General features: G+C 34.8%; 14 protein-coding genes, 5 pseudogenes and 1 riboswitch. Of the genes and pseudogenes, 12 read left to right on the forward strand and 7 right to left on the reverse strand.

What is annotated here, in order from left to right; genetic code table 11:
• Nucleotides 1–255 precede the first annotated feature (255 nt).
• Nucleotides 256–351: a DUF3948 family protein gene (locus BAU28_RS04350; RefSeq protein WP_071717859.1), complete on the forward strand. Its 96-nt coding sequence runs from the start codon at nucleotides 256–258 to the stop codon at nucleotides 349–351.
• A 61-nt stretch (nucleotides 352–412) separates the two neighbouring features.
• On the opposite strand, the gene BAU28_RS04355 is transcribed toward BAU28_RS04350, so the two are convergent.
• Nucleotides 413–553, reverse strand: coding sequence for a YrzO family protein (locus BAU28_RS04355; RefSeq protein ID WP_002115427.1), 141 nt, complete (start codon nucleotides 551–553; stop codon nucleotides 413–415).
• A gap of 21 nt (nucleotides 554–574) precedes the next feature.
• A complete protein-coding gene (locus tag BAU28_RS04360) occupies nucleotides 575–1,543 on the reverse strand; it encodes a DMT family transporter (RefSeq protein ID WP_071717860.1) in 969 nt (322 codons plus the stop codon).
• A 127-nt stretch (nucleotides 1,544–1,670) separates the two neighbouring features.
• Between BAU28_RS04360 and BAU28_RS04365 the strand changes: the two genes are divergently transcribed.
• Both BAU28_RS04365 and BAU28_RS04370 read left to right on the forward strand, forming a co-directional pair.
• Nucleotides 1,671–2,537 (forward strand): LysR family transcriptional regulator, encoded by an 867-nt coding sequence (locus BAU28_RS04365; RefSeq protein WP_071717861.1) that lies wholly within the window; start codon nucleotides 1,671–1,673, stop codon nucleotides 2,535–2,537.
• Nucleotides 2,538–2,792: 255 nt separating this feature from the next.
• Nucleotides 2,793–2,894: a DUF3948 family protein gene (locus tag BAU28_RS04370; RefSeq protein WP_016103331.1), complete on the forward strand. Its 102-nt coding sequence runs from the start codon at nucleotides 2,793–2,795 to the stop codon at nucleotides 2,892–2,894.
• Nucleotides 2,895–2,959: 65 nt separating this feature from the next.
• On the opposite strand, the gene BAU28_RS04375 is transcribed toward BAU28_RS04370, so the two are convergent.
• Nucleotides 2,960–3,907 (reverse strand): helix-turn-helix transcriptional regulator, encoded by a 948-nt coding sequence (locus BAU28_RS04375; protein WP_025151066.1) that lies wholly within the window; start codon nucleotides 3,905–3,907, stop codon nucleotides 2,960–2,962.
• 132 nt (nucleotides 3,908–4,039) lie between these two features.
• On the opposite strand from BAU28_RS04375, the gene modA reads away from it, so the two are divergent.
• The 3 genes from modA to BAU28_RS04390 all read left to right on the forward strand — a co-directional run bounded on the left by modA (nucleotide 4,040) and on the right by BAU28_RS04390 (nucleotide 6,679).
• Nucleotides 4,040–4,846 carry a molybdate ABC transporter substrate-binding protein gene (gene modA, locus BAU28_RS04380; protein WP_048374648.1) on the forward strand — a complete coding sequence of 269 codons (807 nt, stop codon included), beginning with the start codon at nucleotides 4,040–4,042 and terminating at the stop codon, nucleotides 4,844–4,846.
• A 5-nt stretch (nucleotides 4,847–4,851) separates the two neighbouring features.
• On the forward strand, nucleotides 4,852–5,526 hold the full coding sequence (modB, locus tag BAU28_RS04385) for a molybdate ABC transporter permease subunit (protein WP_025151064.1): 675 nt from the start codon (nucleotides 4,852–4,854) through the stop codon (nucleotides 5,524–5,526).
• A 301-nt stretch (nucleotides 5,527–5,827) separates the two neighbouring features.
• Nucleotides 5,828–6,679: a GRP family sugar transporter gene (locus tag BAU28_RS04390; protein WP_002175392.1), complete on the forward strand. Its 852-nt coding sequence runs from the start codon at nucleotides 5,828–5,830 to the stop codon at nucleotides 6,677–6,679.
• Between the two features lie 66 nt (nucleotides 6,680–6,745).
• Here BAU28_RS04390 and pnuC read toward each other — a convergent pair.
• A pseudogene (gene pnuC, locus BAU28_RS04395) lies at nucleotides 6,746–6,945 on the reverse strand (nicotinamide riboside transporter PnuC); the annotation flags it as partial.
• Between the two features lie 74 nt (nucleotides 6,946–7,019).
• Here pnuC and proC point away from each other — a divergent pair.
• The 4 genes and pseudogenes from proC to BAU28_RS28995 form a co-directional block, all read left to right on the forward strand.
• Complete coding sequence (proC, locus tag BAU28_RS04400) at nucleotides 7,020–7,823, forward strand: pyrroline-5-carboxylate reductase (protein ID WP_025151063.1); 804 nt, start codon at nucleotides 7,020–7,022, stop codon at nucleotides 7,821–7,823.
• Nucleotide 7,824: 1 nt separating this feature from the next.
• Nucleotides 7,825–8,658 carry an aldo/keto reductase gene (locus tag BAU28_RS04405; protein ID WP_071717862.1) on the forward strand — a complete coding sequence of 278 codons (834 nt, stop codon included), beginning with the start codon at nucleotides 7,825–7,827 and terminating at the stop codon, nucleotides 8,656–8,658.
• Nucleotides 8,659–8,808: 150 nt separating this feature from the next.
• A riboswitch (SAM riboswitch) is annotated at nucleotides 8,809–8,913 on the forward strand.
• A gap of 134 nt (nucleotides 8,914–9,047) precedes the next feature.
• The gene (locus BAU28_RS04410; protein ID WP_071717863.1) at nucleotides 9,048–10,688 is read left to right on the forward strand and encodes a peptide ABC transporter substrate-binding protein; all 1,641 of its coding nucleotides are present in this window, start codon (nucleotides 9,048–9,050) and stop codon (nucleotides 10,686–10,688) included.
• A 4-nt stretch (nucleotides 10,689–10,692) separates the two neighbouring features.
• Nucleotides 10,693–10,893: pseudogene (locus tag BAU28_RS28995) on the forward strand (peptide ABC transporter substrate-binding protein); the annotation flags it as partial.
• A gap of 518 nt (nucleotides 10,894–11,411) precedes the next feature.
• Here BAU28_RS28995 and BAU28_RS29005 read toward each other — a convergent pair.
• A pseudogene (locus tag BAU28_RS29005) lies at nucleotides 11,412–11,565 on the reverse strand (AraC family transcriptional regulator); the annotation flags it as partial.
• Nucleotides 11,566–11,738: 173 nt separating this feature from the next.
• Here BAU28_RS29005 and BAU28_RS04420 point away from each other — a divergent pair.
• The gene (locus tag BAU28_RS04420) at nucleotides 11,739–12,206 is read left to right on the forward strand and encodes a YusW family protein (RefSeq protein ID WP_071717864.1); all 468 of its coding nucleotides are present in this window, start codon (nucleotides 11,739–11,741) and stop codon (nucleotides 12,204–12,206) included.
• 16 nt (nucleotides 12,207–12,222) lie between these two features.
• On the opposite strand, the pseudogene BAU28_RS04425 reads toward BAU28_RS04420, so the two are convergent.
• Nucleotides 12,223–12,519: pseudogene (locus tag BAU28_RS04425) on the reverse strand (peptide ABC transporter substrate-binding protein); the annotation flags it as partial.
• On the opposite strand from BAU28_RS04425, the pseudogene BAU28_RS31670 reads away from it, so the two are divergent.
• Nucleotides 12,517–12,603, forward strand: a pseudogene (locus BAU28_RS31670) (DUF3951 domain-containing protein); the annotation flags it as partial. The pseudogenes BAU28_RS04425 and BAU28_RS31670 sit on opposite strands and share 3 nt — an antisense overlap.
• A 16-nt stretch (nucleotides 12,604–12,619) precedes the next feature.
• On the opposite strand, the gene BAU28_RS04430 reads toward BAU28_RS31670, so the two are convergent.
• Nucleotides 12,620–13,132: a hypothetical protein gene (locus tag BAU28_RS04430; RefSeq protein ID WP_071717865.1), complete on the reverse strand. Its 513-nt coding sequence runs from the start codon at nucleotides 13,130–13,132 to the stop codon at nucleotides 12,620–12,622.
• Nucleotides 13,133–13,258: the final 126 nt, after the last annotated feature.

Raw genomic sequence — 13,258 nt, forward strand, 5'->3', positions numbered from 1 at the left:
AAAAATAAGTATTTATTGTTAAATTTCAATTCTTACAAAAGTGTAATTTTCTTGTAAGCTAATTCGATAGTGACTCCCTTCAATATCTTATACAATTAGGTCAGAAAGTAACAACAACCATTTGAAAAGGAGCGGATCTATATGATGAACAAAATGAAAACGAACAATTCCTTAAATACAATGGGCATGGTATTATCCGCTCTTATCGATGCAAAAACTGTCGCTTCTACATTAAACAAGTAAGGAGAATTTATTATGCAAAACATCACTTTTAACAAATTAGATTTTTTAGGATTAGCTAGCGGCTCGGTTCTTCTTACTGCTTTTATTTACGCTGCTACGCTTATATAAACTTTGTGTCCCCTTTCCCCTTTATATAGAAGAAGACGACCGTCTATGCCCGGTCGTCTTCTTAAATTTTTCTTTCCTTTAATTCTTTTAGAAGCTGTATCAGTTCAGCTTGTTGCTTTATCTTCTTACGACCATTTCGATTAATTGCTGCAAGCTCGCAAGCAACTCCAACAGCAAAGAAAAACAATAAACTTTCTAACATGTAAAATCCTCCAATTGCCTATTAAACGGCTTGGCGTAATTGCTCTTCTTGTGAAACTTGCTTACTTATATTTTCTTCTTTTCTTTGACAAACGTTATTACGAATAAGTGCTGTAATAACAAGTAATGTTCCTACAATATCAAACATTGTTATTTTATATCCTTGCATCATCATAATAACTAACGTAGTAATTGGCACAAAATTAATAAATAAAATCCCATTAATTGATGATAAGATTTTCACACCGTAGTTCCAAGCAAGTAGCGCTACAATACCTGGTAACGTCATCATAAATAACAAATCATATTTCACAATAGAAATCGTTCCCATAATTGGAACTGATACATATCCAAGTGCCGTAATGATTATTGTTATAACCCCTGTAACTGCTGTCCCCAATACACAAGTTAATGTTGAGTAACGTAATGTTGACCAATCGCTACACGTTTGACCACCCATCGTATAAATAACCCATCCTACAACACCAATAAATATGAATGCTAGTGAAAACATGTTATCTTTCAATGTTAAAAAGAAACTCATGTCACCTTTGGTAATAACAAATATAGCCCCTATAAACGCGATAATCATGCTCGTTATCATATACTTTTTCGGTTTTATATGCTTGTATCCCCATAAAATACAAATTGAAATCATCGGCATAAGTGCTTCCATAATAGAAGCTACCATTACACCTGGCTTTCCCATTAACATTTGTCCTAGAAAAACTAATACATTATATACAGTAAACGCCATTGTTCCAAAAAAGACGAGTAACTTCCCTCTTCCTTCTAAGCGAAATGCTTTCTTTCCTTCTTTCAGCAGCAATAATACAATCAGTACAATTGCTACCGCCCCATAACGAATAGACGAAAAATAAAATGGATCTATGTATTCTAGTGCGTGATCAGCAACAGGAAACATCGCTCCCCATGACATACTCGCAATTAAACATGCTAAAGCACCTATTATCATTTGATCTTTTCTCACCACAATCCCCCGCTTCTTTCTTTTTGCACAAAGAGAATTGTAAAAGAAAAAATATATCACGTAAAATGATTCAAAATGATGTTAACTATCATTTATAATGATAGTTAGCATCAAGGAGGAGCATAAAATGGAATTACGAGACTTACAAATCTTCCAGAGCGTTGCCGATCGCGGTAGTGTAAGCGGCGCAGCAAAAGAATTAAATTACGTACAATCAAATGTAACAGCACGCATTAAACAATTAGAAAATGAGCTGAAAACACCGCTCTTTTATCGTCATAAACGAGGCATGACTTTAACAGCTGAAGGAAGAAAAATGCTTGTTTATGTTAATAAAATTTTGCAAGATGTCGAAGAACTAAAACAAGTATTTTTAGATAGTGAAACACCATCTGGTATATTAAAAATCGGTACAGTCGAAACAGTCAGTACATTGCCTACCATCTTATCTTCTTACTATAAAAGCTACCCAAATGTCGATTTATCATTACAAGCTGGTCTAACGGAAGAACTTATTAGAGAAGTACTCGATCATCAATTAGATGGCGCTTTTATATCAGGACCAATAAAACACCCACTAATTGAACAATACGATGTTAGTACCGAGAAATTAATGCTTGTTACACAAAATAAAGCTTTTCATATAGAAGAATTTACTACGACGCCCCTCCTCGTTTTTAATCAAGGATGTGGATACCGTTCCAAGCTAGAACGATGGCTTAAAGATGAAGGTTTGCTGCCAAAAAGAATTATGGAATTTAACATATTAGAAACAATATTAAATAGTGTGGCGCTCGGTCTTGGGATTACACTTGTCCCCCAATCTGCGGTGCAGCACCTTTCTACAGCAGGTAAAGTACACTGCCATCCAATTCCCGAAAAATACGGCAGTATTTCAACTGTTTTCATACGCCGTAAAGATAGCTACATGACCAATTCGATGCGTAGCTTTTTAAAAACAATTACGGAGTACCATCATATCAATATGCTTTAAAAGACATTCTTACACGAATGTCTTTTTTTCTTACAAAAGTGTAATCCTCTCGTAAGCTAATTCGATAGTTGCAACTACCTATATTTCATATAATTAAGACAGAAAGCAGGGCAACAACAATTCGAAAAGGAGCGGATACACATGATGAACAAAATGAAATCAAACAATTTTTTTAACACAATGGGCATGGTGCTATCCGCACTTGTCGATGCAAAGGCTGTTGCAACTACATTAAACAAATAAGGAGAGATTATGATGAACAACATTACTTTCAACAAATCAGATTTTATCGGACTTGCAAGTGGAGCAGCTCTTCTTACGGCTTTCATTTACGCACTTGCTCAAAGTCTCGTTTAACAATTTGTTTCCCCAAACCCCTTTATATATAGAAAAAGCTGCTCGCCTTATAGACAAGCAGCTTTTTAGTTTGTTTCATATATAATTTGGCCTGTTTTGCTTATATCATATCCACCAATTGCTTTTAATTCATTATGAAACTCTTCAGATTGCAAAACTTCTTTCATAACCTCAATAAGTTCCTCATTTTCTTTATTCTTCAGAAGTACTAAATCATATTGTTCTTTCCTTATCGGAATAAAGTCTACGTTTACAATTTGCGAAAACTTTTCTGATCCTACTCCAACATCAGCCTTTCCATTCGCAACTTGCGAGGCAACACCAAGGTGATTTGATTCTCCCCATTCATATCCGCTAATATCTTCTTTATTTAATTTTTGAATTCGCAATTGCTCATCCACTAACACCCTAATACCAGAACCTTTTTCTCGATTTACAAATCGTATAGATGACTGAGATAAATCAGCCCATGTTTTTATATTTTTGGGATTTCCTTTTTGCACATAAAACCCAACATTTCTTGCTAATAAATTAATCATAATACATGGTTGTCCAACTAAAATACGTTTTACGTAAGGGACATTATATGTACCCGTTTCACCATCAAACAAATGCAAACTAACGACGCTTCCTTCTCCTTGGTACATCTTCACTAAACTCGTTAAACTACCTTGATACGCCCTTAATATATTAGAATTTGGCAAACGATTTTCTATATGTTTTGCCAGCATATCTAACGTTAGTTCTTGACCACTAATGATGCGTGTATTCGAACTACTAATTTCGTCCTTCTTTACAGGAGTAACTTGTACCTTACCTGTTTTCATTTGCTTTATATATTGTTCTAGATCCGCTGCATCAATGCGCATTTGTCTACCAACCCTATAAGAAGGGAGTTCGCCCTTTTTAATTAAGTCGTATACAGTTAATTTTGATACTTTTAATCGCTTTGCTACTTCTTCCGTTGTGTAGGAATGATGATCCATAGACGATTCCTCACTTTCTCCCTTCATTGTAACAAAGAAAAGAATATTTCTCCTAGTTTTTAAAAACAATCACATATTTCTAAATATGTTCAATTATAACTATTTATAATTAAATATAATTAGTTATAATTAATATGGTAAACGAAAGGGGATTTTTTTATGAACAAATTCACATTACGATCCATTGGGGTACTTATACTTTCTTTTCTTCTTATATTCAGTGCAGCTTGTTCAAGCGGAGAAAAGAAAGAAAGATCAGTTGCTAAAGAAGGAAAAACAGTAGAGCTTACTATATCAGCTGCTGCAAGTTTACAAGATGCATTAAAAGAAATTGAAAAGCAATATAAAGAGAAAGAACCAACTATTAAGCTTTCTTTTAACTTCGGTGCTTCCGGTGCACTTCAGCAACAAATTGAACAAGGTGCGCCTGCTGATTTATTCTTCTCTGCAGCAGAAGATAAATTCCAAACCCTCGTTAAAAAAGGATTCATTAATGAAAAAGAAGGAAAAAATCTTCTTGGAAACGAACTAGTTCTAGTCGTTCCAAAAAATAGTTCTCTTACAAAATTTCAAGATTTAAAAGATGAGAAAATCAAAAAGTTAGCACTCGGTACACCCGAATCTGTACCTGCAGGAAAATATGCAAAAGCTTCTCTCACACATGAAAATCTTTGGAATGACGTTCAAAATAAAATCGTATTTACAAAAGATGTTCGCCAAGTGTTAACATATGTAGAAACAGGTAATGTTGATGCCGGTATCGTATACAAAACAGACGCTCTCGTTTCAGACAAAGTAAAAATTGGAGAGGCGGCAGCAGCTGATTCTCATGAGCCAATCCACTATCCTTTAGGTGTTATAAAGGAATCTAAGCATAAGAAAGAGGCGACTTCATTCTATGAGTATTTGCAGTCAAAAGATGCACAATCTATCTTTAAGAAATATGGATTTACAATCCTGCCATAATTACTATGAGCTTTGATACAATTTTGTCACCTGTCTTTCTATCCTTACGAGTAGCTGCATGCGCCACCGTTATCGTTACGATTTTGGGAACGATTATTGGACGGGCGTTAGCACGCTCCTCGTGGCGATATAAAGTACTACTAGAAACCATCTTTTTATTACCGATGGTACTTCCACCAACTGTTATCGGCTTTTTTCTCATTATCATTTTTGGAAATAACAGTCCCATTGGAAAGTGGATTGAATCATTATTTCAGCAGTCCATTATGTTTACATCTACTGCTGCTATCATTGCTTCTACAGTCGTTGCATTTCCACTCATGTATCAATCAGCAAAAACAGGATTTTCTATCGCAAATGTACAAATTGAAGATGGCGCGCGCGACCTTGGTGCAAGTGAGTATCAAGTTTTTCTACACGTTACACTCCCGCTTGCATTCCCCGCACTACTTAGCGGTATGATTTTAAGCTTTGTTCGCGCACTCGGTGAATTTGGTGCCACTTTAATGTTTGCAGGAAATATACCTGGCAAAACACAAACGATTCCAACGGCAATTTATATGGCTATCGATGCAAGTAATATGCAACTCGCTTGGACACTTGTCATCATAACGATTAGCATGTCACTTCTATTTTTATTATGTATTCAACTCATTAATAAGCGAATTACCACTTCCTAAAGCAGCTTTCGACAAAGGCTGCTTCTTTATTTCCTAAGAAATAAAATATATCGCTATAAAATAACTGAATCTTATTTTTTATTAAAATATACATTCTATTTGAATTTACTTTCTAAAATAGTCAATTTCCTGTTATTATATGGAGGTGTTTCAAAAAATGAAGAAATGAAAACGCATTTATATCGTAAGTTCTTCATCCTGTTTTAGCGATCGGTAATCTTCTACTCTATTAGTGGGGCATTACCGATCGTTAGAACGATATGTAATTATATTGGTATAGAAAACCGAAGGGAGTCTTGTAATGGACATTTTATTAGCGCTTCTTCCTGCAATCGCATGGGGAAACATCTTATTAGTAAGCGTAAAAATGGGCGGTGGTGCATATAGCCAAACGGTAGGTATGACAATCGGTGCTCTATTCTTCGCAACAATTATGTATGTATTTACTCAACCAGCTTTAACAATGACAATCTTGATTGTTGGTTTTATTTCAGGTTTATTCTGGGCTTTAGGACAAGTAAACCAATTAAAAACAGTTGAAAAACTAGGTGTTTCAACTACTGTAACTATTTCCACTGGTATGCAACTTGTTGCAACTTCTATCTTTGGAGTTATCGCTTTTCGTGAGTGGACTACTACTACAACGATCGTTCTGGGAACGATTGCAATCCTATTAATCGTAGTTGGTGTTGTATTCACATCACTAGATGATAAAGAAAATGCACAGCCACCAGGACAATTGAAAAAGGGACTTCTTACTTTAATTGTTTCTACTTTCGGCTATCTTGTATATGTAATTATTATTCGTTGGTATAACATTGATGGTTGGTCTGCTATTTTACCACAGGCAGTTGGTATGTTTGTTGGTGCAGTTGTACTGACATCTAAACATAAACCATTTAACAAATACGCAATTCGTAATGCTTTATCTGGTTTACTATGGGGAACAGGAAACTTATTCTTACTTCTTTCACTACCACGTGTCGGAGTAGCAACAAGCTTCCCATTATCTCAAACTGGAATCGTTATCTCAACATTCGGTGCGATTGTCTTCTTAGGTGAAAAGAAAACAAAACGTCAATTGATCTTTATTGCACTAGGTAGTGTTTTAATTATCGGCGGCGCTGTATTACTTGGTATGACGAAATCATAAATTTATACTATATTTAAACCCCCTGAAGCGTATATGCTTCAGGGGGTTTTTCATTGCAATTATTTTTTAAATATAATTATTTATATGATTTTGTTTTTATAGTTTCTCTTCCATTCTAGCAAGCCATCAATATATAAAAACAGATTAATAACAGATAATATTAGCATGACGTATAAGCCAGTTGAAATATAAATCACAATGCTAACTATGTTATACAAAATCCATAAATGCCAATTTTCTAAGACTTTTCGGCTTAGCAAAAGCCTTTTCTTTTTACAAGAAGCTCTTAAAAATGGTATCGTTTTTTATAATATTTTCTCATTAGAAAGGAATAAAGGATATGCCTAATAAACATCGAATTTTATTTATTGGTGCCGGCCGTATGGCAGAAGCTATATTTTCCGGATTACTCAAAACTAGTAAAGAATACATCGAAGAAATTATCGTTTCCAACCGAAGCAACGTAGAAAAACTAACGCAATTACAAACTCAATATGATATATCGATTACAACGGATTGGAAGCAGCATATTAAATCTGTAGATACAATTGTTTTAGCAATGCCGCCTGCTGCACATGAACAGTTATTAAAGGAGTTATTTCCTCTTCTAACCGACCAATTTGTCGTAACAGTTGCTGCTGGAATCGGACCATCTTACCTAGAAGAAAGACTTCCTCAAGGGACACCTGTTGCCTGGATTATGCCAAATACAGCTGCTGAAATTGGAAAGTCTATCTCCTTATATACGACGGGACATTCCGTAGATGAAACACATCAAGAAACGTTACAACTTCTTTTAAAAGGCATCGGTACCTCGCAATCTTGTACCGAAGAGGAAGTTCACCAACTTACCGCAGTTACTGGTAGTGCACCTGCTTTTCTCTACCACTTTGCTGAAGGGTTAATTGAAGCAACGAAAAGCTATGGAATTGATGAGGAAACAGCGAAACACCTTGTCATTCAAATGATTGCTGGCTCTGCCGCTATGCTCCAGCAAAATCAGGATCCAGCTGTGCTCCGCGAACAAGTAACAACACCTGGAGGTTCAACCGCCGAAGGCTTAAAAGTTCTATATGAAAATAATTTTTCAGAGGTCATTCAACAAGCAATTGAAGCAACCAATAAAAAAGCTAGGGGGAATTAATATGACTTTAACAAGTTTAAACGACTACACAACATTACATAATGGCGTGAAAATGCCTTGGTTCGGTTTAGGTGTTTTTAAAGTAGAAGACGGATCAGAAGTAATTGATTCTGTAAAAGCAGCTATAAAAAATGGATACCGTAGCATCGATACTGCTGCGATATATAAAAATGAAGAAGGCGTTGGTCAAGCAATTCGCGAATCTGGCATCCCTCGTGAAGAACTATTCATCACTTCAAAAGTGTGGAATAGTGATCAAGGTTACGAGTCAACATTACAAGCATTTGAAACTACATTAGAAAAATTAGGTCTAGAATATTTAGATTTATACTTAGTACATTGGCCTGTAAAAGGAAAGTACACTGAATCATGGAAAGCTTTAGAGAAGCTTTATAAAGATGGTCGTGTTCGTGCTATTGGTGTGAGTAATTTCCATATTCACCACCTGCAAGACGTATTTGAAATTGCAGAAATTAAGCCAATGGTTAACCAAGTAGAATACCATCCACGTTTAGCGCAAGAAGAATTGCATACTTTCTGTAAAGAGCATGGCATTCAGCTTGAAGCTTGGTCACCATTAATGCAGGGACAACTACTGGATAATCTAACATTACAAGAAATTGCTGCAAAATATAACAAATCAACTGCACAAGTGACTTTACGTTGGGATCTACAAAATGAAGTTGTAACAATTCCTAAGTCTATTAAAGAACACCGTATTATTGAAAATGCGAATATCTTTGATTTCGAATTAAGCACTGATGATATGAAAGCAATTCAAGCTTTAAATGAAAATCATCGCGTTGGTCCAGACCCAGATAACTTTAACTTCTAAATAGGAGAACCACTGTACATATGCAGTGGTTCTTTTTTAAAAACTGAAAATTTAAACTATTTTACATTCAATTGACACCTCATTCTCTAAGGTGTAAGATTTTGAATTATCAAAGAAACAAAAAAATGAATATAGTCAATTTGTTTACTCATTGTATCAAGAGAGGTGGAGGGACTGGCCCTTTGAAACCTCGGCAACAGGTTCATTTTGAATACTGTGCCACTTCCTGCAAGCTTTATGCTTGAAAGATAGAATGAGGGACTTCGTTTATATACGGGTGCATAACTTGTACGTAAAAATCCCTCTTTCTCAATACGAAAAGAGGGATTTTTTATTTTTCATTCCCTCATCATCATCCAATCTTATTAATTATTTAGGAGGAAAATCAAATGAAAAAGAAGTTTGTACCCGGTATTGCATCAGTTGTAGGAGTAAGTATTTTATTAACTGGTTGCGGTAGTTATAAAAACGAAGCGAGCGGAGCAAATGCAAAAGATGAGGCACCTAGTAAGCAAGTTTTAAACTTATCTTCCCCTACCGAGATTCGAACAATGGATACGGCTCGTGCTACTGATACTGATTCTGGTCAAGTAATGAGAAACGTATTTGAAGGTTTATATAATCTTGGTGAAGGTAATAAACCTGTTCCTGGTGTTGCAAAATCTCATGAAGTAAGTGGTGATAAAACGAAATACACATTCCATTTACGAGATTCAAAATGGTCGAACGGCACACCTGTAACAGCGAAAGATTTTGTCTTCGCTTGGCAAAGAGCTGTCGATCCAGCAACAGCCTCTGAATATGCTTTTTTATTCTTTGATATTAAAAACGCTAAAAAAATTAATAGCAAAGAGCTTCCAGCCAATCAACTTGGTGTAAAAGCAGTTGATGACCATACGTTTGAAGTAGAATTAGAGCGTCCTGTTCCATACTTTATTAGCTTAACGGCGTTCCCAACATTTCTACCAATCAACGAGGAATTCTTTAAATCACAAGGTGATAAGTATGCTTTAGAAGATAATAAAATCTTGTACAACGGAGCTTTTACACTAAGCGATTGGAAGCATGAACAAAGCTTTAAATTTAAGAAAAACCCTACTTATTGGGATAAAGATAATGTCAAACTCGAAGAAATCAATTTCAACGTTGTGAAAGAAAAATCAACGGAAGTAAATTTATTCGAATCGAAACAATTAGACCGCATAAAATTAACATCTGATTTCGTTGATAAGTATAAAAAGGATGGAAACTTTAAAGAACGTCCAAACGTAGGTGTACAATTTCTACGTATGAATCAACAAAACAAAGTACTTCAAAACGTCTCTGCACGTCAAGCAATTGCTCAAACAATTGACCGGAAATCCTTTGTAAATACGTTATTAAATGATGGCTCTATACCAGCTTATAGTCTCATTCCGAAAAATTTTGCAAAAGGTCCCGATGGAACAGACTTCCGTGCTGCAAACGGCGATTTAACAAAAATCGATACAAAATCTGCACAAGAATTATGGAAAAAGGCAAAACAAGAACTTGGATCTGAAAAAATAACATTAGAACTATTAACAAGTGATGGTGACCTTGAGAAGAAAACAGGGGAATTTTTAAAAGGACAATTAGAAAAAAACCTAGATGGCTTAACGATTAATATAAAACCTCAGCCGCGTAAGCAGCAGGTTTCATTATTATTGAAAGGTGAATATGAAATTGGAATTGACGGTTGGAGCCCTGACTTTGCTGATCCAATTACATTCCTTGAACTATTTACAACAAATAATCCTTACAATTTAGATCATTACTCTAATAAAGAGTTTGATGACACAATTGAGAAAGTCAAAACTACTTTAGCTGGTGATGAAAAAGCCCGCTTTGAAGCATTACTAGCATCAGAGAAAATATTATTTAAAGACTCTGTTATCGCTCCTCTCTATCAAAAAGGAGAATCTTATCTTGAACGTTCTTATGTAAAAGGAATTGTGCAAGTTGACTTTGCAGGCCAGTTAAACTTCAAGTGGGCAAAAATCGAAAAATAAATTCATAGAAACAGATTTATCCGGTGATGAAAAAGCTCGCTGGGAAGCAATGAAACAAGCTGAAAAAATCTTATTACAAGATGGTGCTGTTGCTCCTTTATATCAACAAGGTCGTTCTTACCTACAACGCGGATTTATTAAAGGACTTGTAACAACTGACTTCGGCGGTGAGTTTAACTACAAATGGACAGAAGTTGCAAAATAATAAAACCTAGTAAAAAAGGTATCCATATGAAGGATACCTTTTTTACATATAACAATTACTACTACCAGTTGTGTAACTAAAATAATAAACAATAATGAAATAATATTTTTCTCTAAACTAACTCCGCCGAATATTATTGTATAATAACCCTTTGCTGCGTATGTTGCGGGAAATAATCCCGGAGAGTATACCTGTATTTCCAAATACAGTGATAAGCATTTGTTTTAATAATAAGAAGACAAAAAGGACTATTGTCAGCTCTCTTTTTGTATTGAACTAAAACTCATAATAAATATAAACATCAAATATGTTTTCCATATCAAAGAAGGTATATGTCCTGACCAAAGATAACTAATTAAATAGTTGATTCCCATGATACACGAGGATACTACTAAGCTAATACTTATCAGTTTCACACATTTGAGCATATCTTTTCTCCCTACTTTTTATTTTTCTACTTCTTCAAATTGCAGATTTGCCGGCTCTTCTAAAAGCGTTTCATAAAAGCTTTCTGCCAAATCCGTTACACTCATCCCGATATAACTTTGAAAAATACGATGAAAATGATACATCGATACTGCTACCACTCTTTCTGTCGTAAGCTCTTCATGCAAATGATTCTCTATATATTCGATTGCTTTTTTTTATCAACTCTTTATACTCTTCATCCATTTCAGTACCTCCTCACAACTTCAATTTACCGTATACATACAAATCCTATTTGATTTAAATTGCGGATTAATCCTTGAAGCTATGAGAAAATAATTTATTTTCAACACATACATAATTACATGAAATTGGGAAAAACTTGTATAGAACGAAGTTACATTAAGGAGGAATTTATGATGAGAATTTTACTATCAGCTTTATTAGCTCTTATGCTAGTACCTGCATTAACAGGATGTAAAGCTCCTGCAAAACAAGATACAACTTCTAATAAGAAGACGACAGAAGAGGCAAAGAATGAAGCTCCTGCAGATTTAAAGCTAAACTTTAATGAATTTGATTTAAAAGCAGACTATCAAGATACGAAGAAAGACTACGAAGCTGATTATAAAAATGTAGCAGCAGATAAAAAAATGGAAGCAAAAATTGAAGACCATAAAACAGATGTAAAGTTCACAGGCGACGAGGCTATTACAAAATTAAGCCCTCTTCTACAAGAATTAAAATTTGATAAAAACACACCAGATCAAGAAGTAATTGATCAAGTAGTAAATGTATTCAAACTTGATAAAGACTATCAAAAATTCGATTTAAAAGTTGTCTTCTCTGATGGAACGAAAAAAGAATATAAAAAAGAAGTAAAATAAAGAAGTAGGCGGTTGCCTACTTCTTTATTTTTGCATATCTTAAATCTGGCTTGGATCCAACATAATATTGAAGTCCCGGTACTGATCCCTTTTGTAAGTAGGAATTAGAAGGGAATATAATTGGGATTAACGGTGAATCTGTAAACATGATATCTTCTGCTTTGTGCAATAAATCAAAGCGTTTATCTTCATTTTGTTCAGCTTCTGCTTCTTTTACTAAAGCGTCAAATTCTTTATTATGCCATTTTGCATAGTTATTCGGGCCATCACCTGCATATAAATCTAGTTTAGTGATTGGATCTAAAAGAGAACCGACCAAACAATTTCAGAATTTCACGAAGAGCAGAAAGTATTAGTATGCGGGGATGAAGAAGGAGATGATAAGAAGAAAAAATAACCTTGCGCATGCAAGGTTATTTTTCCGTTTCTGTTTGAAAACGTTTATAGTATGTCGATGCTGTTGAAAAATTAATTTCTATATCACGAATTAGCGATGAGTCTTCTTCTTCTGCTAACTTCTGCAATTTTTTCATTGCTTGTTCTGACTCATTTAAGAAGCCAACATATAATTCATGTTCTTGTTCTTTCGACTTCGGTACACGAATTTCTTTACGCATATGATCAATATCTTCTAACATGCCCGTTGTTACCTTTTGCACGTCTTCCTTATATTTAGCAGTAGTTATTTCCTTACCGCCCTTTTCTTTTGCCACTTCAAATAACTGTAACGCTTTATTAATTTCTTTGTTCATCTTCACATCATACTTTTCATGTACCTCGCGATACACTTTCATATCTTCTGTCTGTTCAGCAGATTGCTCTACCTTTTCTTTCGGTTCTTTCGTATCTTTCGTGTCTTTATTTCCATTACATCCTGCTAGAAGGAGCATACTCCCAAGCATTGCAATACCGAAAATCTTCTTCATCTCTTATTCTCCTTTTATCTACATCTACTACAAATTACAGTTTCTCTTATCTCCACTTGTTTTATTATACCGAGAACATCCTAAATTTTGCACTCAAGATGATTTCTTAATATATATACCAACATT

It is taken from the genome of Bacillus paramycoides, from assembly GCF_001884235.1.
In the GTDB taxonomy this organism is placed as follows: domain Bacteria; phylum Bacillota; class Bacilli; order Bacillales; family Bacillaceae_G; genus Bacillus_A; species Bacillus_A paramycoides.